The 22,852-nt window shown below is 66.4% G+C and carries 14 protein-coding genes; 7 read left to right on the top strand and 7 right to left on the bottom strand.

Annotated elements, in window-relative coordinates; genetic code table 11:
- Positions 1 to 593 precede the first annotated feature (593 nt).
- From U9979_RS24215 to U9979_RS24205, 3 genes are all read right to left on the bottom strand, one after another.
- The gene (locus U9979_RS24215) at positions 594 to 2,093 is read right to left on the bottom strand and encodes a metallophosphoesterase family protein (protein WP_322781098.1); all 1,500 of its coding nucleotides are present in this window, start codon (positions 2,091 to 2,093) and stop codon (positions 594 to 596) included.
- 97 nt (positions 2,094 to 2,190) lie between these two features.
- Positions 2,191 to 4,695 carry an ATP-dependent Clp protease ATP-binding subunit gene (locus U9979_RS24210; protein WP_322781097.1) on the bottom strand — a complete coding sequence of 835 codons (2,505 nt, stop codon included), beginning with the start codon at positions 4,693 to 4,695 and terminating at the stop codon, positions 2,191 to 2,193.
- Positions 4,696 to 5,218: 523 nt separating this feature from the next.
- Positions 5,219 to 6,106, bottom strand: a complete 888-nt coding sequence (locus U9979_RS24205; protein ID WP_416220302.1) for a (2Fe-2S)-binding protein — start codon at positions 6,104 to 6,106, stop codon at positions 5,219 to 5,221.
- 113 nt (positions 6,107 to 6,219) lie between these two features.
- Here U9979_RS24205 and eutB point away from each other — a divergent pair, with 113 nt between their 5' ends.
- The 7 genes from eutB (at position 6,220) to U9979_RS24170 (ending at position 17,578) form a co-directional block, all read left to right on the top strand.
- A complete protein-coding gene (gene eutB, locus U9979_RS24200) occupies positions 6,220 to 7,833 on the top strand; it encodes an ethanolamine ammonia-lyase subunit EutB (RefSeq protein WP_322781095.1) in 1,614 nt (537 codons plus the stop codon).
- Between the two features lie 826 nt (positions 7,834 to 8,659).
- A complete protein-coding gene (locus U9979_RS24195) occupies positions 8,660 to 9,928 on the top strand; it encodes a glycosyltransferase family 2 protein (RefSeq protein WP_322781094.1) in 1,269 nt (422 codons plus the stop codon).
- Positions 9,929 to 9,961: 33 nt separating this feature from the next.
- Positions 9,962 to 12,727, top strand: coding sequence for a PA14 domain-containing protein (locus U9979_RS24190; protein WP_322781093.1), 2,766 nt, complete (start codon positions 9,962 to 9,964; stop codon positions 12,725 to 12,727).
- Positions 12,724 to 13,149, top strand: a complete 426-nt coding sequence (locus tag U9979_RS24185; protein WP_322749795.1) for a hypothetical protein — start codon at positions 12,724 to 12,726, stop codon at positions 13,147 to 13,149. The genes U9979_RS24190 and U9979_RS24185 overlap by 4 nt, the downstream gene beginning before the upstream one ends.
- Before the next feature lie 254 nt (positions 13,150 to 13,403).
- Positions 13,404 to 13,901, top strand: coding sequence for an SCO family protein (locus U9979_RS24180; RefSeq protein ID WP_322781092.1), 498 nt, complete (start codon positions 13,404 to 13,406; stop codon positions 13,899 to 13,901).
- 18 nt (positions 13,902 to 13,919) lie between these two features.
- Positions 13,920 to 15,812 carry a glycosyltransferase gene (locus U9979_RS24175; RefSeq protein ID WP_322781091.1) on the top strand — a complete coding sequence of 631 codons (1,893 nt, stop codon included), beginning with the start codon at positions 13,920 to 13,922 and terminating at the stop codon, positions 15,810 to 15,812.
- Complete coding sequence (locus U9979_RS24170; protein WP_322781090.1) at positions 15,809 to 17,578, top strand: ArnT family glycosyltransferase; 1,770 nt, start codon at positions 15,809 to 15,811, stop codon at positions 17,576 to 17,578. The genes U9979_RS24175 and U9979_RS24170 overlap by 4 nt, the downstream gene beginning before the upstream one ends.
- A 15-nt stretch (positions 17,579 to 17,593) precedes the next feature.
- Here U9979_RS24170 and U9979_RS24165 read toward each other — a convergent pair whose 3' ends face one another.
- The 4 genes from U9979_RS24165 to nadC form a co-directional block, all read right to left on the bottom strand.
- Complete coding sequence (locus tag U9979_RS24165; RefSeq protein ID WP_322781089.1) at positions 17,594 to 17,956, bottom strand: DUF2752 domain-containing protein; 363 nt, start codon at positions 17,954 to 17,956, stop codon at positions 17,594 to 17,596.
- Between the two features lie 49 nt (positions 17,957 to 18,005).
- Entirely contained in the window at positions 18,006 to 19,760 is a 1,755-nt protein-coding gene (locus tag U9979_RS24160; protein WP_322781088.1) for a protein kinase domain-containing protein, read from the bottom strand.
- A gap of 1,213 nt (positions 19,761 to 20,973) precedes the next feature.
- Positions 20,974 to 21,726 carry a type III pantothenate kinase gene (locus U9979_RS24155; RefSeq protein WP_322751587.1) on the bottom strand — a complete coding sequence of 251 codons (753 nt, stop codon included), beginning with the start codon at positions 21,724 to 21,726 and terminating at the stop codon, positions 20,974 to 20,976.
- Positions 21,726 to 22,757 (bottom strand): carboxylating nicotinate-nucleotide diphosphorylase, encoded by a 1,032-nt coding sequence (gene nadC / locus U9979_RS24150; protein ID WP_322781087.1) that lies wholly within the window; start codon positions 22,755 to 22,757, stop codon positions 21,726 to 21,728. Before nadC ends, U9979_RS24155 begins: the two co-directional genes overlap by 1 nt.
- Positions 22,758 to 22,852: the final 95 nt, after the last annotated feature.

Below are 22,852 nucleotides of genomic sequence, written 5' to 3'. Positions count from 1 at the left end.
GACTCCCGTCCTGGTATGCATGTTGCACACCAGGACCGGAGTCGCTCGCACACAGGCCCGGTCGCGCAGGTCCGGCGGCTTAGAGCGACCGGCAAGAGGGGACGCGGCGTCGCGGGGCTGGGGCACGCACCCCAGCCCCGCTCTTTGATCCACATCTTCTTCGGTGCGACGAGTGGAAGGAAGACGTCAGGAAACGCCGGTTTTCGGGCGAAAAATGTATGTCAACCATCCACTCGTGCTGGCCCGGTTACCTGCCCGCTTACCTGCCCGGTTTGCACCGGTGACCTGTGGCCACCAACCGAGGATGGCAGGAGTCCGCTGCACGGGTACCCCAGCCCCGCTCTTTGATCCACGCCCCTATTGCCGGGCACTCTTATCGGCATACGGGGATGCCGCATTCGCGCGTCATCATCGTCCGGCCGGTGCGCGCCCCGGCGGCGATCAGCCCACGACGTACGGGGGAACGCGCGGGCCGGTCGTGTGCCCCGCCGGGACGCGAACAGAAGGTAGCGAACTTCGTACCATAGGTGCAAGCCCTGTCCGTGTTCCCACGACAGGCGGTCGGAGGGCAGGTGGCCAGCAGGCCCGGGAAATCAACCGGCCCAGGTAGGGACGGCCTCGCCGCTGCCGGCAGTGGTGCCGGCAGCGCTTCTGGCGGCCGCACCGGTCCTGACCAGCGTGAACGTGTCGAACGGGACGGGTGAGGGTCCGGAGCTGTCGTACACGGTCACTCGGATGCGGCTTGTTCCGCCCGACTCGCCCGGATCCACCTCGAAGCCGGCGAACGCGTACGGGTGCTCCGGTGCGCGCAGCGCCAGCCATGGTGCCGGCTCGTGGGCGTAGATCGAGCGAAGCCGCCTCGGGTCGGACTCCCGTGCTTCCACACCGACGATCACTCGACCGGCGGGCGGGTCGAACAGGTTGCCGGCCGACGGCGACGACGACCCACCCGTCCCCAGGACCATGTGTACCGTTCCACGCGAAGTGTCGATCACATCCGTCTGCGCTGAGACCGGGCGCGGCGTGAGCACATCAGAACCGTCGACCGCGCCACGCAGCGGGTGCGTCCGTTCGTAGTGGTGTTCGTGGCCGCACAGGACAAGGTCCACCTCGAAGGCGTCGAACAGCGGCAGCCACTCCTGCCGGATGCCGAGGTCCGCGCCGTTGTGGTGCTCGGCGCTCGACACGGCGGTCTGGTGCATGCAGACGATGATCCAGTCGATGTCTGGGTCGGCTCGGGCGTCACGCAGGGTTCGGGTGAGCCATGCCCGCTGCCGGCCGCCGCTGTATCCGCGGATGTACACCATGCCGGCGTCCTGATAGCAGACATCGTCGTTCTGCAGAATGACGAAACGCACGTTCGATACGGTGAAGGCGTACCACAGGCCGGCGACATCCGGATCAGTGCCGGCGGCGATCTCACCCTCGGCGACCCGCGTGTCGGCGGGCTCACTGTTGTCGGGCAGCAGGAATCGGCTCTGATAGGCCGTCAGTCCGTGCGGCCCGTTCCCGCGCTCGACCTCGTGGTTGCCGGCGGCGGGCATCCACGGGCGGTGCCGGGCCGACGTACTGATCATGTTGAACCAGTCGGACCAGGCCCGCAGCGGGTCGCTGCTGTGGTTCGCGTACGACAGATCGCCGGCGACCAGGGTGAAAAGTGGACCAATTCGTTCGATACCGGCCACGACATGTCCGGACGCCGGGGTGCCGAGCGGGTCGTAGGCCGCGGATGTGCCCTGGTCGCCGAAGCAGGTGAACGTGAACCTCGCCCGATCGGCGGGTGCCGTGCGCAGCGTCCCGCCCTCGACATGGGCGATCCGGTCATGGTGGACCTCGTACAGGTACATGGAGTCCGGTTCGAGGTGTGTGAGCAGGGCATGGTGACTGATTACCTCCACACCGGTGACCGCGTCGGTGTACACCCGGGTGATGGCGGGCACCTCGCGATCGGGACCGCCCGCGGTGGGACCGAACCGTACCCGGGGGTGGCCCACCACGCCCGGCGTTGTCCACGACACGGCCATTGATCTGGCCGGCTCCGACCCGAACGTCAGATGGATGTGTTCGACGGGAGTTCCCGCACGCGGAGCCACCTGCTGTCCTCCATGCCGCAAGGGGCGGCCCCGCCACAGCGGAGCCGCCCCTTGCCGACGAGCTACGTCACATCCCGGCCGGCGCGGCCGGGCGCTCTTACTCGGTGGACTTGGCCAGATCGATGGGAGGAGCGTCGGGCACCTGGTTCGGCTTGGGCTCACCGCGGAAGATGAACTTCGCGGTCTCCCCTTCGCCCTCCACGTCACCCACGACGATTTCGCCGGGCTTGAGCGTCCCGTACAGGATCTTCTCGGACAGGACGTCCTCGATCTCCCGCTGGATCGTCCGGCGCAGCGGCCGGGCGCCCAGCACCGGGTCGTAGCCCTTCTTGGCCAGCAGCATCTTGGCCGCGGGCGTCAGCTCGAGAGCCATGTCCTTGTTCTTGAGCTGGATGTCCACCCGGGCCAGCATGAGGTCGACGATCTGGATGATCTCAGCCTCGGACAGCTGGTGGAAGACGATGATGTCGTCGATCCGGTTGAGGAACTCGGGCCGGAAGTGCTGCTTGAGCTCGTCCTGGACCCTCGCCTTCATCCGCTCGTAGTCGATGGCGCCCTGTCCGGTCGCGAACCCGATGCCGGGGCCCTTGGAGATGTCCCGGGTGCCCAGGTTCGAGGTCATGATCAGAACAGTGTTCTTGAAGTCCACCAGTCGGCCCTGGGAGTCGGTCAGGCGACCGTCCTCCAAGATCTGCAGGAGGGTGTTGAACACATCCGGGTGGGCCTTTTCGACCTCGTCGAACAGGACGACCGAGAACGGCTTGCGCCGGACCCGCTCGGTGAGCTGGCCGCCTTCCTCATACCCGACATAGCCGGGCGGGGAACCCACCAGCCGCGAGACCGTGTGCTTCTCCATGTACTCGCTCATGTCGAGCTGGATCAGCGAGTCCTCGTCGCCGAACAGGAACTCCGCCAGGGTCTTGGAGAGCTCGGTCTTACCGACACCCGAGGGGCCGGCGAAGATGAACGAGCCACCGGGACGCTTGGGATCCTTCAGGCCCGCGCGGGTACGCCGGATCGCCTGGGAGACCGCCTTGATGGCCTGCTGCTGGCCGATGACGCGACGGTGCAGCTCGTCCTCCATACGCAGAAGGCGGGCCGTCTCCTCCTCGGTGAGCTTGAACACGGGGATGCCGGTCCAGATTGCCAGGACCTCGGCGATCTCCTCGTCACCCACCTCGGCGACGACGTCCATGTCGCCGGCCTTCCATTCCTTCTCCCGCTTGGCCTTCTCGGTGAGTAGGGTCTTCTCCCGGTCACGCAGGGACGCGGCCTTCTCGAAGTCCTGCGCGTCGATCGCGGACTCCTTGTCCCGGCGGACGTTCGCGATGCGCTCGTCGAACTCGCGCAGGTCCGGCGGTGCGGTCATCCGGCGGATGCGCATCCGCGAACCGGCCTCGTCGATGAGGTCGATCGCCTTGTCCGGCAGGAACCGGTCGGATATGTAGCGGTCCGCCAGGGATGCGGCCGCAACCAGGGCACCGTCTGTGATCGACACGCGGTGGTGTGCCTCGTACCGGTCCCGCAGGCCCTTGAGGATCTCGATGGTGTGTGCCACCGACGGCTCCGCGACCTGGATGGGCTGGAAGCGCCGTTCGAGCGCGGCGTCCTTCTCCAGGTGCTTGCGGTATTCGTCCAGGGTGGTGGCACCGATCGTCTGCAGCTCACCACGCGCCAGCATCGGCTTGAGGATGGACGCGGCGTCGATCGCGCCCTCCGCGGCACCCGCGCCGACGAGGGTGTGCAGCTCGTCGATGAACAGGATGATGTCGCCGCGGGTACGGATCTCCTTGAGGACCTTCTTCAGGCGCTCTTCGAAGTCACCGCGGTAGCGGGAGCCCGCGACCAGCGCACCGAGGTCGAGGGTGTACAGCTGCTTGTCCTTGAGCGTCTCGGGCACCTCGCCCTTGACGATCGCCTGCGCCAGCCCCTCGACGACCGCGGTCTTGCCGACTCCGGGCTCGCCGATCAGCACCGGGTTGTTCTTGGTCCGGCGCGACAGCACCTGCATGACGCGCTCGATCTCCTTCTCGCGCCCGATCACCGGGTCGAGTTTGGATTCGCGCGCTGCGGCCGTGAGGTTGCGCCCGAACTGGTCGAGGACGAGCGAGGTCGACGGAGTGCCCTCCGACGGCGCGCCGGCGGTCGCGGGGTCGCCCTTGCCCTGGTATCCGCTCAGCAGCTGGATGACCTGCTGGCGAACCCGGTTGAGGTCGGCTCCGAGCTTGACCAGCACCTGCGCGGCCACGCCTTCGCCCTCGCGGATCAGTCCGAGCAGGATGTGCTCGGTTCCGATGTAGTTGTGGCCGAGCTGCAGGGCCTCCCGCAGGGACAGCTCCAGCACCTTCTTGGCACGCGGAGTGAACGGGATGTGCCCACTCGGGGCCTGCTGGCCCTGCCCGATGATCTCCTCGACCTGTGACCGAACACCCTCGAGGGAGATACCGAGCGACTCAAGCGCCTTGGCGGCGACGCCCTCCCCCTCGTGGATCAGTCCGAGCAGGATGTGCTCGGTTCCGATGTAGTTGTGGTTGAGCATCCTGGCTTCTTCCTGAGCCAGGACGACGACCCGACGTGCCCGGTCGGTGAATCTCTCGAACATGTGCGCTCCTTCGAGCGGTGCGACCGACCACACGGCAGTCGGTATCCGCATGCTAGCTCCGCCGATGCATGTCCCCACGCATCGAACGGAAACCTTCCCGCCGGCCCCGCCCTCTCCCTTGTGGACGGCGGACCGACTGAGGTAGCCGATCCACCAGCGAAGACGCCTGAGCCAACGGTGGCTGACCCGGACCGATTCCGTCCCGCTGTTCCGCCGAGAGCAGAACGAAATCTGATGGTTACCGTGTTGGCGAGCCCCCGCACCGGGAGACCGGGACGGCCCCGATCGTCGGTGGCGACCCGCCTGGGTCCATACTTCAACCGCCTGCCGATGGTCGCTGAAAGTAATATGTTGTGCGCTTCGGAGTTATACCATTGCGCAGAGAATGAAAAATCTTACTCGATGTCTACGCTACAGTAGCCAATTGTATATGTCACCGAGCGGACGGCAAGTGATGACCATCGGGTGGCCCCGCGGCGGCTCAGCGGGAAACACGAGCAAATCGGTCCTGGTGGTGGCGGTGTTAGCCAACCGCCAACCCTTCGTCACCTTGGGTATCTATCCACTCGCGAAGGCGTCGCTCGCGTTCCGAATCGGACGTGAATGGGCAGGTCGTGCAGTACTGGCCGCTCATCCGGTGGACGAGGCAGCACGAACCCCGGCGCATCGCCGTCTGCCGCCGACCCCGGTGGGTGAAATCGGACCACGTCGGGCGGGCACGCATCGGCGGGCAGGCCAGGGCGAAAAAGGCATCCGCCTCCATCCGGCCGATGTCGGGATCCCCGGTCACCCGCTCCGTCAGCAGGAATGCACGGCCGCACTGCGTGGCCACCGCACCCCACAGCGCGGGCAGGCCCAGGCGCGCCCGCGGCCGTAGCGCCAGGACCAGTGGCTCCAGATGCTCGACCAGGTTGGTTACTAACCGTAGCCGAAGGGCGGCACGGTCTTCGACCACGTCGATCGTCGCGCGGACGGTCCCAGCGTCGGGGAGCACCGGGTCGTCGGGGAGCACCGGGTCGTCGGGGAGAACCGTCATCCGCTCGGTGTGAAACGCCGTCACGTCGAACCATCCGCCGGGTGCGCCGTGCAGTGCCAAGCCGTCCGCAGCCAGGTCCGGCACCCGGTGGCGCACGACATACGTGGCGATAGCCGGTCCGGCCACGCCGGCGGTGTACGCGGCCAGGAAGCTGCTGACCGCCACCTCCCGGTCATAGCCGTATGCCTGGCGCAGCTCGCGCACCATCGTGTCCAGGCCTGCGCCGGTGAGCAGATCGGCGCGACGCAACCAGCCGGTGCCGGGCTCGGCGCGGCCGATCCGCGCCACCTGCGGTGCGAGTACCGGTGCGATCGCCGCCAAGGTCGCTTTCAGGGGTGCCTCCCGCTGTCGCGCCGTGATGCACACGCCCCTCATCCTCGGGGTCGCCGGCGACACGCAGGAGGGTCCCGTGGGAGGTTCACCAGTGACCACCGGGGGCCGAAGGGCACGCGGCCGCGACGATGTAACCAGATACATGAGGTGGACGGTTGAGTTTCCAGTCGGTCGTGCATGGCGAGCGTTACGTATTCGCCGATCTCGTGGAACTGTTCGCCAAGGCGGGCGAGGCGAAGTCCGGTGATCAGCTGGCGGGGGTGGCCGCGTACTCGGCGGCTCAGCGGGTCGCGGCCCGACGAGCGCTCGCGGATGTCCGGCTCAGCGAAATCGTCGCGAATCCGTTGATCGAGGACGCGGTCACCGATTTGATCAACGACGGCCACGACGAATTGCGGTTCGGTGCCGTCTGCGCCCTGACCGTCGGTGAATTCCGCGAGTTGGTCCTGCGGCCGGAGTTCTCCCTGCAATGGGACGCGGGGTTAGCTGCGGGAATAACGCCCGAGATAGCGGCGGCGGTGGCTAAAATCATGACCGATCGGGATCTCGTTGTTGCCGCGAAACCACTGCGGACGGTCACCCGTTGTCGAAACTCAATGGGCGGGACAGGCGTGTTCGGCATCGGTTTCCAGCTGGACCAGCCGACTGACGACATCGAGGCTTTCCTCCTGTTGGCACTGGACGGGCTGGCCCTCGGCTGCGGCGACGCCGTCGTCAGCGTGGATCCGGGAGGCGCCTCGACCGGGCGGGTCGAGCGGATCCTGCATGGTCTGGCCACGCTGGTCGGACAGCTCGGGGCACCGGCGCAGACCTGCGTCCTGGGCCATCTCACCACCCAGCTGGGCCTGATGGAGGCGGGTGCTCCGGTCGATCTGCTGTCCGCCTCCGTTGCCGGGACACAGCGGGCGGACCGCGCGTTCGGGATCACCCTGGACCTCCTCGCGCAAGCGCGTGAGGCGGTGCTCGAGCACCACCGGGAACGTGCCGCCGACTTCAGCGGCGACCAGGTGATGTACTTCGAGGCGGGGCAGGGAAATGCGCTGTCCGTCGAGGCACACCATGGGGTGGACCAACTCACCCTGTCCGCGCGTGCATTCGGTGTCGCTCGCGCTTTTGATCCGTTTCTGGTCAGTTCCGTGATCGGATCCAGCGGCGGAGAATATCTGGCCGGTTCCCGGCAGATCATCCGGGCCGGACTGGAGGACCATTTTGTCGGCAAGCTACTCGGACTCCCGATGGGTTGCGATGTGTCCTACGCAGCCAAGCGGCGCATCGGCGGCTCGTACCCGGGCAGCTCGTACCCGGCCGAGTCATACGGGGGCGGGTCATACGGAGACGGGTCATACGGGGGCGAGTCATACGGGGGCGACGTCGACACGGGCCGGAACACCGGTGCGGACCTTCTGTTGCTCTTGGCCGCGGCGGGCAGCAACCATGTCACCGGAGTGACCCCGGACGCGCTGGCCCTGCGTAACCAGACGTTGCGTGCCTCCGCGAGCGCGTGGGGGCTGGCGGCCCTGGACGTCCAGGACGTCCAGGGCGTCCAGGCGAGCCTGCATCAGTCGTCGACCGGGTTTCGTGACGTCGTCGGGATGCGGGAGCTCTTCGGCCTGACGCCGGCCCCGGAATTCGCTGCCTGGGCGGCGCGGCGGGCCGTGCCACCCAGGGGACGGTTCGCCAGCCTAGATGATCTTGACCTGTCGACGCCGGTCAGACGGAGCCGGGACGCCTGGCTGCCCGCCGATGCCCTGAACCGGGTGTGGACGTGATGGTGTCGGCCGGAGTCGATAAGAACGCAATGGGGTGTCCGTAGAGGTACGCTGTCAGGAACACGTCACCACTGCGCGCCGCCCCTGCAGGCCCCGGTACGCCGCCGCGTCGCCCGGTCTTCTGAGTACGGAAGGGTCATCGCGGTCTCGATCTCGGCCGCTCGGCACGGCGGAAGCGCAGAGGAGCCCCGACGGCGATCTTTGTGGTGCGGTTCATAGCATATAAACAATGCACGATAATGAGAACAAAGACGGCTACGCGGGGTAGTTTCCGCACGTCAGGCCATAACTGACGGTGAGATCGGCGGGTTTTGCGATCCGCTCGCCAGCGACGAAAACCCACCGATACATGCGCGTCACATCTCGGCCGGCCCTGGCCTCGATCGACTCCTGGTACGTTCGCTGCACACCGGAACGATTTGCACGATGCCCTCTCGGGCCGCCGGTGGCGCGAAAAGGCCATGATCGCGCCGCCTTTGGCCCAACCGATGCCCTCTCGGGCCGCCGGTGGCGCGAAAAGGCCATGATCGCGCCGCCTTTGGCTCAACCGATGCCCTCTCGGGCCGCCCGGCCACCAGGCCGCCAAACCGTTTGTTCAGTTCTGATCCAGCTGGGTCAGGAATTCTTTCGCGTGGGCTGTTTCCGCGCGACCTGCTTTCTTCCGCGACGGCCTTCGCGGCGGATCGCGCCCGCTCGGCGCGCATTCCGGTAGCCAAGCCGGCGGCGCCGAGCATGCCGGACCGGGAAATCCCGGTCCCGGCATCTGACGTACCCAGTGGACGGTTGCCGCGTTGGCCGCCGTCCCGAACCGGGGGGAGACCAGCGGATGAGCATGCCTGACGAGCGCATTTTCGATGCGCAGCTGGCAGACCTGGTGCCGCGGCCGCGAGCTTCCTCAATGGTGGTTTCGACCATGCGCACCACATCTGTCGCCGGCTATCGGCCGGACGAGCAGGTACTGGTATCGGTGGTGGTGCCGACCCGGAACGAGGCCGCGAATGTCGAGCCGCTCCTTCGCCGCCTTGACGCCGCGCTGGCCGATCTACCCAGCGAGGTCATCTTCGTCGACGATTCGGACGACGCCACGCCGGAGATCATAAAAGCGCTCCGTGGTTCTGTACGGATGCGGATCCGTGTCCACCACCGGCCCGCGCCCTATCGGGTGGGCGGGCTCGGTGGCGCCGTCACCGAAGGCATCCGGCTCTGTCACGCCGACTATGCGGTGATTCTCGATGGTGATCTGCAGCATCCACCGGAGGTGATTCCAGAGCTCTTTGCCGCGGCTGGTGCCGGCGACGTCGATGTTGTCGTCGGCAGTCGTTACGTCCACGGCGGCAGTGCCTCAGGTCTGGCGAACGGGCGCCGTCGAGTCGTGTCATCCGCTGCGAATCTGCTGTCCCGGATGCTTTTCCCGCTGCGACTGCGTGGCGTGTCGGACGTCATGAGCGGGTTCTTCCTCGTCCGGATCGCGGCGCTGGACCTCGACCGGCTCCGGCCGAACGGGTACAAGATCCTGCTTGAGCTGCTGGTTCGTTCCGGCGGCCTGCGCGTCGCGGAGGTCGGGTATGTCTTCGGCGAACGGCATGCCGGATCATCGAACGCCTCGATGTCCGAGGGGGTCCGCTTTGCGCGGCGGCTGTTCTCACTCCGCCTGCCCCGGGCTGCGCGGTTTGCGCTCGTAGGCGCCTCCGGGACATTGCCGAACGTTTTTGGTACGGCGTTTCTGCACCACAGCGGCATGCATTATGTGCCGGCTGCGGTGATCGCTACCCAGGTCGCCATCCTATGGAATTTCGTCGGCGCTGACCTGCTTGTCTGGGAGCGCGGAAACCAGTCCAGAATTCGCCGGTACGTGCCGTTCGCACTACTGAACAACGTCGATCTCGTCATCCGCCTCCCGCTGCTCGGACTGTTTGTGGAGCGCTGGCATATCAGCCTCGGTACGGCCACCGTCGCGACCCTGGCAATTGCTGTTGGTGTTCGTTACATGTTGGTCGACCGGATCGTCTACGGCGAGCATCGACCGACGGTGCGAAACCCGTTCCGGTCGCCCAGGCGGTCGATCACCGGGGCCGCCGGGGAGGCCGAGGCATGAGCCGGCGGACAATCCCGATCAGGAGTGGTGGAAATGTTTAGGGGAGGACGTCGGAGGTCGGGGCGCAGACGCGCTCTGACGGGACTTCTCGCGATCGCCTCCATCCAGTTCGTGGTGCTTGTCGTCGTCAATCCAGGCACGGCGAAAGCTGTCACCTGCCCGGACACACAATGGGCCGGCGACTATTTCGCCAACACGACAATGGCCGGGCCGACGGTGGGCTCGCGTTGCGACACCGACATCAGTTTCGACTGGGGGGAGACGGGCCCCGGGATCGGCGGTCTAGGCGGATCCGGGTATTCGGTCCGGTGGACCCGTACGGTCTATCTGGACCAGGGTGAGTACGGCTTCACCGCGACCGCGGACGACGGAATCCGCGTTCTCCTGGACGGCAGCACCGTCATTGACGGATGGAAGGACCAGGGCCCGACCAGCTATTCCGCCAACCCCTCGGTGACAGCTGGTCAGCACACCATAGTCGTGGAGTACTACCAGAACGGCGGTGGCGCTCTTGCCGAGTTCAGCTACGCCCCGCCGGTGCCGCCCCCGCCGACGTGTGCGCCCGTCCAGTGGACGGCGTCGTATTTCTCCGGGACGGCGCTTGCCGGTGCCCCGCGCGGGCGCTGTGAGGATGCCATCAGCCATGACTGGGGAACCGGCGCACCGGACGTCCCCGGTATCAACGCGGACAACTTCTCGGTTCGGTGGACCCGGACCGAGAAGTTCTCGGCCGGCACCGTCACGTTCACCGCCGAGGCCGACGACGGCATTCGGGTGTACGTCGACGACACGCTGGTGATCGACGAGTGGCGGGACCAGGGGCCGACCACCTTCACCGCCAGCCCGACTGTCACGGCGGGCGACCACACGGTCAAGGTCGAGTACTTCGAGCACGGCGGTGGTGCAGTCGTTCAGGTGTCGTACGCCGCCGCGGCCCCGCCGTCGTCGTTGACCTGCCTGTCCACCCAGTGGGCGGCGTCCTACTTTCCCAACAGAACCCTGTCGGGACCACCGAAGACCGAACGTTGTGAGGCCACACTCAGTTACGACTACGGTGAGAACGGGCCGGGTGTGGATGGTGTCGGCCCGTACAACTTCTCGGCACGCTGGAGTCGGACCGACCAGTTCCGGGCCGGGAACAGCACGTTCACGGTAACGGCGGACGACGGTGTGCGTGTCTATGTCGACGGCACGGCTGTCATCAACCAATGGCAGGACCAGGGGCCGACCACCTATACGGCGACCGTGCCGGTCACGGCCGGAAAGCACGTCGTGAACGTCGAGTACTACCAGGGCGGCGGCAGCGGGCTCGTGCGGGCCGGCTATACCGGTGGGGGAGCCGCGGGGGACGTTCCGCCGCCGCCACCGGGCGGTTGCACGGGCGACTGTCAGGGTTCCTGGCAGGCTCTGCCGTACGATTCTCCGGTCCGCTCGGTGCACGCCACGGTGCTGCGTACAGGGAACGTCCTGCTCGTTGCCGGATCCGGCAACAACGGGACGGCGGCGGCAAACAACCAGTTCGTCTCCAAGATCTGGAACCCGTCGAACGGCGACTTCGTCGATGTTCCGACCCAGGAGGATCTCTTCTGCGTCGGGCACACCCAGCTTCCCGACGGACGAATCCTGTTGGCTGGCGGTACCCTCGCTTACCCGACGCCCACGACGAACTACAAGGGTCTGGCGAGCAGCTACATCTTCGACCCGATGACCGGTACCTACACCAAGACGAACGACATGCCGGGCGGTGGGCACTGGTACCCGTCACTGGTGAACCTCGGCAATGGTTCGGTATTCGCCACCGGCGGGCTCAACGAGAACGGTTCGGGAAACGTCGCCGTCGAGATGTTCGACCCGACGAAGGGTCAGTGGAAGCCCTTCAACGAGGTCCCGCAGACGTACTTCTACTGGGGTCTGTATCCCACCATGGTGCTGATGTCGGACGGCCGGCTTTTCTACGGCGGGACGCATACCTTCGGCAACGCTCTTCCGAACACCTCGGGGTCGGAGATCTACGACGTCGACACCGGGACGATCACTGACGTTCCGGGGCTGCGGGACATCGATTTCCGGGATCAGGGTGCCACCGTGCTCCTACCGCCGGCGCAGGCCCAGAAGGTGGCCAACTTCGGCGGCGGCAACTCCTACAGTGACCTCGATCCGACGAACCACACGGACATCATCAACCTCAGCAAGGAAGATCCACAGTGGACGGCCGGGCCGGATCTGCCGGCGGCGAAGATGTATGTGAGCGCCGTCATCCTGCCCGACGGCAAGGTGTTCGAGACCGGCGGCGCGAAGCACAACTATCCCCAGTACGCCGTACATGAGGCGTCCATGTACGACCCGGTCGCCAACGCCTTCACATCGCTGCCCGCTGACCCAGCCGATCGGATGTACCATTCGGAGGCATTCCTGCTTCCGGACGGCCGGGTGGCGACCATCGGGAACAATCCGGCCACCGGTGATTTCGACCTGGGTATCTCCATCTATTCACCCTGGTACATGTCCAGGGACCGCCCGACTATTTCCAACGCCGGCGACCAGTTCGATTATGGATCGACGCAGAAACTGACCGTGAGCGGGAACATCGGTCGCGTCACGCTGATCCGCCCGGCGTCGGTGACCCATCAGTCCGACCCGAACCAGCGGAGCGTCGACCTGCCGCTGTCCGGAACGGGTACGGATATCAGCGTGAGCGTCCCGGACAACCCGAACCTGTTGCCGGCCGGTTATTACATGATGTTCGCCCAGGATATGAACGGGGTGCCGTCCGTGGCCAAGTGGGTGCATGTCGGATGACCAGAAAAAGAATTCTGCTCGGTGCGGCCACCGTGCTGTGCGTCGCCGTCGGCCTGCTCGTCACCCTGCGGGTGACCGGGTCGACGGCGGACACCCGGGCCGACGGGCGGGTCCGGCAGGTCGCGGTTGAGCATTCCGTGGGTCCGGGAAACCGGGACCTCAGCGGTCGGGTGCAGCCACATGGAAATGGTCGACCGTCGCCGGCGACGCTGTGGGTGGACGGCTGTGACCACAACTATGCGGACGCGGGCGGTAACTCCAACGTCTGTGTTCCGAAGGTCGCTCCCGGTGGCCGCACGGTCGACTGTGACTTCCTGCGGGCGGCCGGATTCGGCCCGCTCAAGGTGATCGGTGTGGACAGCAAGCATCTCGCCGGACCCGGAAAGACAGCTTCCCGCGGCGATACCGTCTGCGCATCCTGATTCCATAGGAAGGTCGGGGAATGTCCCTGCGATTCAATGCCCGGGTCGGGCGTCCTCGACCCGCCCGCCGCTGGATCGTTGCCGCGGCATTGTGCTGTCTGGCCGGGTGTGCGTCCTCGCCCGTAGGTGAGGCACCACACCCGGCGGTCTCCGGCAGCTCATCGATACGTCCGTCGGCGACAGGTCCGCCGGCGGTACGTTCATCATTGAATGCCGGGCCGGCGGCGGGCGGGTGGCACGGCACCGTTGCGAAGGTGTCCAGGCCCCGGCCTTCGTTCACACTGGTCGACACCTCCGGGCGGAATTTCGACTTTGCCAAGGAGACCGCCGGCCGGGCCACGCTTTTGTTCTTCGGCTATACGAACTGCGCGGATGTCTGCCCGACGACAATGGCCGACATCGCCGCGGCCAAGCAACTGGTGAGTTCGGCTGTCGGCTCGGCGGTCACCGTCGTCTTCGTCACGACCGATCCCGGCCGTGACACAGCGGGAGTGCTCCGGCGCTGGTTGAACCAGTTCGATTCCACGTTCGTCGGGCTCACCGGTTCACCGGCGCAGCTTGATGCCGCGCAGCAGGCGGCCGGCGTCCCGCTCGCGAGCGCGCAACAGGTACCGGGTGGCCGGTACAGCGTGGCGCATGCGGCCCAGGTCGCCGGCTATGGCGCCGATAACACCGAACACGTTCTCTACTTTGCCAGTACCAAGGTCGCAGACTATGCGGCGGACTTCCCGCGGCTGGTCGCCGTCTCGTGAGAACTCAGGTAGGAATCTGTGAATCCCAGCCAGGTGCTTGCCCCGCCACCGCCGCTGCGAACCCGTTTGGACAGCCCATCCGGACGGCTGCGTTTCGTGGTGAGCGGTGGGATGAGCGTGTTCATCCGCGTCGCATTGTCGGTCGTGTTCGCGTGGTTTCTCGGGGTGGGGGGCCAGGTCGCGTACGGATACTCGGTCGTCGCCACGATATTTCTCGTGCAAGGTCTGGACCGTGACTTCACCTGGTGGCGCCGCCAGGGCGGCTGGTTGTGGTCCGAGGCCGCACGGATCTCGACCGAGGCGGTCGGTTGGCTCGTCTTCGTCGAGCTGACCAGATCCGACCAGAGCGCTCCGGTCGTCGGACAGGTCAGCATGCGCCAGCTGCTCGTCACCCTGGTGAGTGCGCTGGTGGTGGTTTGCGGGCACGTGGTGGTCGGCACCTGGCTTGTCGCCGCACAGACCGACGTGACGCCACGTGTTCGCTTCCTTCGCGGCTGTCTCGTCCTGCCGATGCTTCCGCTACTTGTAGCCATCGCCCGGATGCTGTATCTGAACCGCGGCGAGGTGGCCCTCGCCGGGTGGACCGCGGTGTCGCTCGCGATGCTGTTCGTCGCCGGGTTGACCCTGGTCCGGGCACAGTACGGCTGGCAGCGGCCCGAACGGGTCGACCACGTGCACCTGGAGGACCGCACCCCAGCCCAGCACACCTTTTCACTGATCGTGCCCGCGCGGGAGGAGCCCGTCCTCGGCCGTACCCTGGCCCAGCTACTGGCCGGTGCTTACCCGCCGGACCTCTTCGAGCTTGTCGTCGTGGTATCCGACGACGAGGTCGACCGGGAGACGCGTGCAGTGGCCCAGGAATTCGCCGATCGTCACCCCAATGTAAAGCTCGTGACGCCGCGAAGCGCCATGCGCAGCAAGCCGCTTTCGCTGGAGGATGCGCGGAAGTACTGCCAGGGCGATCTGATCGGTATTGTCGACGCGGAGTCGCTGGTCGCCGGCGGCTTGCTCAGCTACGTGAACACACTCGCCGTCAATCATCCCGAGATCGGGATTTTCCAGGGCGGCGTCCAGCTGATGAATGTCCGCGGTACGGGCTGGCGGCGACCGGAATCGGCCGGGCCGGTGCGTGCGTTGGCGTCCTGGCTCAACAGTGCCACATCGTGGTGGCGGGCCCGTAACTGCCTGGAGTACTACATTTGGTTCATGTCGAGGTTGCGCTATCAGGCGGTGGCGCGTTTCATTCCGCTCGGCGGCAACACGGTATTCATCCGGCGCGAGGTTCTCGACGGGCTGGGCGGGTGGGATGTCTCCTGCCTGACCGAGGACTGTGATCTCGGCGTGCGTGCCTCGGTGGCTGGGGTCGAAACCATGGTCTTCTACCATCCGGAGCTGACGACGCGGGAAGAGACACCGGAGACCCTGGGGAAGCTGGTGGTGCAACGGACTCGGTGGATGATGGGCTTCATCCAGGTGTTCCAAAAGGGCGAGTGGCGCGGACTTCCGGATTGGCGCCGGCGCGCGCTCGCCGTGGAAATGCTCTTGATGCCGTTCTTCCAGGCCGCTGCCGGGCTGGCTCTGCCCACGTCGGTGCTGCTCACCTTTTTTCTGAAGGCGCCGGTGGGACTCGTGATCATATTCTGGCTACCGCTGCTGGCGATGATTCTGATGGTCATCACGGAACAGGCGGCTTTCCACGGCTTTGCCGATGCATATCAGCTCAAGGTCGGTCTACTCGACAGCGCCCGATTGATAGTGAGCGCACCGGTATATCAGCTGGTCCTGTCCGTGGCGGCGCTACGCGCCATCGTGCGACTGGTCCAGGGCAAGGTGCAGTGGGAGAAAACCACGCATGTCGGTGCCCACCACGTGGTGATGCTGGGCTCCTCCGAGCTCGAGGGGGTTTCGTGACCACGACCACGACCACGACCACAGCCACAGCCACAGCCACAGCCACGCTGCCGGTCGCCGACCCGGATGGCATCGACGTCGTCGGCAGCGGTACCCGGGATCGTCTGATATTCGGGGATCGCATGTCGACCGCCCGAGCGCGCATCGCCGGCTGGCTGTTCGCGCACTGGCGGAGCCTGGCCCTGTTGACACTTCTTCTCGTTGCCTGCGGGTTGGTTCACGGGATCAACCTCGATGGCTGGCCCGGCCGGATCAACGACGATGAGGGCACGTATGCGGCCCAGGCATACGCGATGCAATACCGGGGCCAGATCGCCCACTACACCTACTGGTATGATCATCCTTTTGGCGGTTGGCTGTTCATAGCCGTCTACACAACCGTCACGAATGCCTTCGAGCGGGCGTCTTCTGCGGTGACGGCCGCACGCGAGTGCATGCTGGTCGTCCATCTGGTCAGTTGCGCGCTCATTTACCTGCTCGCCCGCCGGCTCGCGTTTCGGCGTGCGTTCGCCGGTCTCGCCGTCCTGCTGTTCTCCCTGGCGCCGCTCGCGGTGTGGTATCAGCGACTGGCATTCCTCGACAACATTGCAGTGTTGTGGGTGGTGGCCGCCCTGGTCTGTGCGGCGTCGCCACGGCGCAGTGTGGGCTCGGCCATCGCGTCCGGGGTATTCATGGCCTTCGCGTTCTGGTCGAAGGAAACATCCCTGATGCTCCTGCCGGGTGTGTATTTTCTGCTCCGGACGAACCGGGACCCGCGTAACTGGCGGTTCGTACGCGGCAACTTCCTCGGTTTCCTGACCGCAATCTGTGGAATCTACGTCCTCTATGCGGTGGCGAAGAACGAGCTGTTCGAGGGGGCGGACCACGTCTCGCTGATCCGTGCGATCAAGTGGCAGCTGTTCGAACGGACCGCGAGCGGGAGCCTGCTGCAGGCGGGTAGCGGCACGCAGGGTATGGCCGGTCTCTGGCTGCACCTGGATCCGTATCTGCTGGGTGCCGGTGTCCTCGCTGCGGTCCCAGCGCTCTGTGTCCGGCGTCTTCGGATGGTTGCGGCGCTGCTTCTGATTCAGGTCGTCTTCATGTTCCGTGACGGCTACATGCCGTACGCCTATGTAACCGCGATGCTGCCGTTCGCGGCGCTGTGTACCGCCGGAATGCTCGACGTGACCCTTCCCCGGGTCACCCGTGGGCCACAGGCGGTACGAGCCTCTCTCTTCCGCGGCGCCGCAGGCCCTACTCCCGGGGTTATTCGTGGCTCCAACGCGGCGGCGAGCCGGCGCCGGATCGCCGCGGCCAGGACAGCGCGCGTCGCCGTCGTGGTCTGCGTGGTGATCGTGGGCCTGGTCGCCCTGCCGGGCCGGTGGGCACCGACGTTGCGTACCGCGCTGACCGCCGACGACAGCAGGCCGAGCCGGGACGCCGCACGTTGGTACATCGAGAACGTGCCCAACGGCAACACCGTCGTGACGGACGACAACATCTGGACCGATCTCGTGATCGCGGGAAAGAAGCCGGACCCGATCTGGTTCTACAAGCTGGACCTCGACCCCGCGGTTCGCGGAAAGCTCACGAACGGCTGGCAGGATGTCGACTATTTCGTTCTCGGCAAGCTGATGCCGTCCACCTTGCATGATCTTCCGCTGGTGGCGGAGGGGCTGCAACATTCGGTCGTGGTGAAGTCCTTCGGATCGGATGGACAGATTACGATCCGCAAGGTGATCAAGTCGGGGTGTCCCGTCGAGGTGACAGCCTCGCCGAGCTGCTGACCACCTGCCGCCTGGTCAGGTGGATGTCGGCTTCAGGGGCCACCCAGGCAGGTTGCGTACGACCATCCAGACGAGCGCGCCGCCACCAAGGCCAGAAGCAAGTGGCCTGGGAACCCGGGTCCGTTCGCCCAGGCTGGCCGCACGCAGGTGCCGCCAGCCCAGGTACATCAGCACCGGACTGCAGAGCAGGACAAAGGGATTGTCGTGAACCGCAGCCCTCGCATGACCGTGAAGCAGGTCGTGAACCAGCCGAAGGCCTCCACATGCCGGGCAGTCGAGCCCGGTGACAATCTTCGTCGGACAGCGCGGCATGACCGCATCCGGGTCGTGCGGATCAACAACGACAAGATAGCCGATGCCGAGCGCGCACCCGGTCATACCGAGTAGTAACCGGCTACGGCCCGCAGCTCGGAAAGAGTGATTCTGATCAATCACGAAGTGGCCGGCCCTGCACGTCACGCACATCGCCGGTAAGAATCTGAATCCCGTCGATCAGCGCCCAGATCCCGAGGCCACCACAGGTGAACAACTGGGCGAGTGCGGTGCTGGTGTCGCCCAGATACCATCGCCCTGCCCCGAAGCCACCCAGGAAAATCTGAAGCAGCCCGGCAACAAGCTTCTGCTTGTCCGAGTACGGTTCCCCGGTCGCCGGATGGCGTCCGAACGGAGCCGACGGGTCGTATGATCCGGGCCCGTAATTCGGCGGTACGGGCTGCCTGGGGCCCGGTGGATAGCCGGGAGCGTTCTGGTAGCCGGGGTTCGGCGGATAGCCGGGAGCGTTCTGGTAGCCGGGGTTGGATGGATAGCCGGGCGGGCTCTGGTAGCCGGGGGTTGGGGATTCGGAGCCTCGATATCCGGGGTTGGGTTGCTGCCCGGGGTTGGGTTGCTGCCCGGGGTTCGGTGGATAGCCAGGAGCGTTCTGGTAGCCGGGGTCGGGTGGATAGCCGGGCGGGCTCTGGTAGCCGGGGGTTGGGGATTCGGAGCCTCGATATCCGGGGTTGGGTTGCTGCCCGGGGCTCGGCGGATAGCCAGGTGCATTCTGGTAACCGGGGTTGGGCGGATAGCCAGGAGCGTTCTGGTAACCGGGGTTCTGGTAGCCGGGGTTCTGGTAGCCGGGGTTCGGTGGGCCTGGTGTGGGTCCGGCCGGTGGCGATGAGGGGGGCGAGACCGTCCACGGTGATGATGGTTTGACCGCGGTCGGCGGCGCCAACGGGCGGGGGGCGGGAGCCGGCGGCTGGCGGTTGAACTGAGGTGAGCGGTCGGCAGCCTCGCGGACGTCGTCGTCGAGGCGCACTCCGATCCCGGCGCGGGCGGTCCACCGAGGGCCGTAGACACTGCCGGCCGCATGGGCAAGATCGAGAGCGAAGGCGTGAGCGGAGGGCTGGCGGACGGCCGGATCCTTGGCCAGAGTCCGCAGAACCACCTCAGCCACCGGCGCGGGCACACCCACCAGCGGCGGTGGCGGCGAGTAGAGGTGCTGGTAGCCCAGGGCATGCGAGGATAGCGCCGGATCAAACAGCGGCGCCCCGACGAGCAACTCGTAGAGAAGCACACCCAGGGCATAGAGGTCGGTCGGCGGCCCCAACCGGCCGCCGACAAGCTGTTCAGGCGCCATGTACTTCGGGGTCCCGATGAGCATGCTCGCGGTGGCCGCGGACCCGTCGAAAATCTTCGCAATCCCGAAGTCGGTGACCTTGAGTAAGTCGCCGGTGTCAAACATGATGTTGTCGGGCTTGATGTCGCGGTGTAGCACTCCCTGGGTATGGGCACAGGTCAGCGCTGCGGCCGCTGCCAGACCGACCGCGCAGGCGCCCTCCGGGGAGATCCCCGTGCGCCGACGGCTCAGCGTCCCCCCGCCCAGTAACTCCATGACGATCAGATGCAGGTCGTCGGCCTCGACATAGTCATAGACCCGCACCACATGCGGGTGATCCAGGGCTGCGAGGATCCGCGCCTCGGTCTTGAAACCACCCGGCGCGTTCTCCTGCGCCGGGGACAGTATCTTGATCGCGACATCACGGTTCAGGTCGCGGTGGCGGCCCGACAGCACCAGCCCGAACGCGCCCGCACCCAGTTTGGTGCCCAGGTCGTAGCCGGGGAGCAGCGCGGCTACCTGCGCCTCGTCGACGATCACGACGCGAAAGCCGGCACGTCCCGGCGTCCGTCGTCCACCATCACACACTCACTCATACATCCCCCAGCGTAATGGGGCAATCCTAACCCCAGCCGATCGCCCCGGCCGAACCGGAGCGCCACCGCACCGCACGCACCGCACGCACCGCACGCACCGGCCAAGGGCACGGCGCCTGCGCCTGCCTCGCAACTGATCACCTGGACTCGTGATCTATACTGACGGTCCTGCTAGGTTCCCCTGCGGGTTCCGGACGTGCGAGAAGGGCTGTGATCGCACACCCTTTGACCTGCTGGAAGTTGGGCGGATATATGTCTCGGGTCACGGTCGAGGTCGACGAGGACCACCTCGCCGGGCTCCTGAAGTCGGTGACGCCGAGCACCGCCTGAAGTTCGTCGCCCGGAATCTCGAATACCGCAGCAGTCGGGATCAGGGAATTCAGTATCTGCGCGGCACGCACAGCAAGTATCTTCCGTCCGCGCTCCGGCCCGACGAGGGAAAATAGACATCACTGGGTCGTGAAGGAGATCGCGGCAATCCATGTACTCGAGGAAGTCCTCTTCAAAACTCATGGTTCCCTCATCGCAGGCGTCACGCAGCTCGGACTGCTCTTCGAGCCGATGCCGCTGGTCGAACGGTCGCGTAGGTGGCCGCGATCTCGGCCAGGTCGGCTTCGAGCTCGTCGAGGGTGAGCCGGTCCGGTTCCGCCGCGGCGATTCGGTGGAACACGTCGGCAGTGACGTCGGTTGCCGCAGTGAACGCACCTGCCTCCAGTACCTGCCGCCGGTCCGTCGGTGCCTCCTCTCGTTCTCGCCGCGGGTAACCGGCGTTACCCGTTACCCGTAACCGGTTACATACGACTGCCTGTTACGGCCTGCTGTTACCCCGCCCGCACGTTGTGTCGTACTCGTGTCGGCACGATAACCGGTCGGCCACGCAGGCAGAACACGAACGGGGGATGTCGTGGTACCGCCGGAACCGAAGACCTATGTCCGCAGGCTGGTTGCGTCGGCCTGGATGGACGCCACCCCGCCGAAGGCGCGTGCCCCGGCCCCGCGACGCCGCGTCCCTAGTGCCGAACGCTCTTTGGGAACGATGCGAATCTGGTGTTGTGGCAGGAGCATCAGATTCACATCGTTAACGGGGGAGACGGGCACCGGACGTGACGATGCCCCCGCCGGTAGCCGGTCGGGGGCATCTGCCGTTGCGGGTCAGTGTCGTGACTATCTGGCCCTGCGACCGCAACACAGGTTGAAAACCCTGTCTACGTGTTCTTGGTGAAGACCAGCCGCAGGCCGATGAGGGTGAGATGCGGTTCGTGGTGCGCCAGCGTCTCGCTCTCGGCGATGATGAGGGACGCCAGCCCCCCGGTCGCGATGACCACGGGTTCGGTGTCCAGCTCCTCGGCGATACGGCGTACCAGGCCGTCCACCTGGCCGACCACACCGTAGATCATCCCTGACTGTAGTGCCTCCACGGTGCTCTTCCCGATCACAGATCGTGGCGGTGTGAGCTCGACCTTCCGTAGCTGCGCGGCCCGGGACGCGAGCGCGTCAAGGGCGATCTCGATACCGGGGGCGAGTGCGCCACCGAGGAACTCGCCCCGGCTGGAGACGACGTCGAGGTTCGTGGACGTCCCGAAGTCGACGACTATCGCCGGCCCCCCGTACAGGTGGTGGGCGGCGAGGGTGTTCATGATGCGGTCGGCGCCGGCTTCCTTGGGATTGTCGATTAGGATCGGCACCCCGGTGCGGGTACCCGGCTCCACCACGACCGCCGGGATTCCGTCGAACGTCCGCACCAGCATGCGGCGGATCTCGCGCAGCGCCGCCGGCACGGTGGAGCAGACTGATACGCCGTCGACGTCGTAGCCGCGCAACAGGCCGCGGAACAGTAGCGACAGTTCGTCCGCGGTGGCGTTCGGGTCGGTGCGTATCCGCCAGGAATCAATGAGCTCGTCGTTGTCGAAGACTCCCAGGACGGTGTTGGTGTTGCCGACGTCGACCGCGAGCAGCATCAGAGATCACGATCCTGGTTCGGTTCGATATGATTATCTAGGCGCTGATCCAGAACGAGATCCAGACTCAGACTCAGATCCAGACCGAGATCGAGTGCGGGCGCGGAATGGGTCAGTGCGCCCACCGCCAGGAAGTTGACGCCGGTCTCGGCGACCGCGCGCGCGATCGCCAGCGTCAGCCCGCCGCTTGCTTCCACTGCCACCCCGGCCGGGCGGGCGAGGGCGACCGATTCGCGCAGTTCGTCGGGAGTCATGTTGTCGCACAGGATCAGGTCCGCGCCGGCCGCCACGGCCTCAACCACCTGGGCCTGCGTGTCGCATTCCACCTCGACCGTCAAACCGGGGAAGCGTGTGCGCACCGCGGTGAACGCCGCCGCCACTCCACCCGCGGCGATCACATGGTTGTCCTTCACCAGCGCGGCGTCTGCCAGCGACATACGGTGGTTTACCCCGCCGCCGCAACGTACCGCGTACTTCTCCAGGGCACGCAGCCCCGGCAGGGTCTTGCGGGTGTCGCGGATCGCTGCGCTGGTACCGTCGACCGCGTCCACCCACCGGCGGGTCGCGGTGGCAACCCCGGACAGGTGACACAGCAGATTCAGTGCGGTGCGTTCCGCGGTGAGCAGAGCGCGCACCGGGCCGGCAACGGTCAGGACGGCGTCGCCCGGGCCCACCCGGTCGCCATCCGAAACGCTGATCGTGATCTCCAGTCCACCGGCGCGTTCGGATACCGACCGGGGTGCCGGCTCGATACCGGCCACGTCATCCCGTGACCCGTACTGTTCGGTCAGCACGATCTCGAACACCGCCGCCGCTACCGGCAGACCGGCGACCACCCCTCGCGCCCGCGAGACGATCGCGGCCCGGCCCTGGAGGTCGGGCGCCACGGTTGCGACCGACGTCGCGTCCACCGCGCCCACCGGGCCGTCGGCAAGATCCTCACAGACGGCCCGACGCACGATTTCGATGATCATACCTGGGTCGAGTCCGGCGGATACCAGCGCGTTGCGGATCGGCGCCGACACGGGCATCAGGCCGCGTCCGAGGCACGTCCGGCAACGCCGCTGCCGGCGCCCGCGCCTGAGCTGCCCGCGCCTGCGCCCGCGCCTGCGCCCGCGCCCGCGCC

The organism is Protofrankia sp. Cas4 (assembly GCF_963555915.1).
In the GTDB taxonomy this organism is placed as follows: Bacteria; Actinomycetota; Actinomycetes; order Frankiales; family Frankiaceae; genus Protofrankia.
The sequence above is the reverse complement of the archived record's forward strand: the minus strand, read 5'-3'. Positions and strand labels throughout refer to the sequence as shown.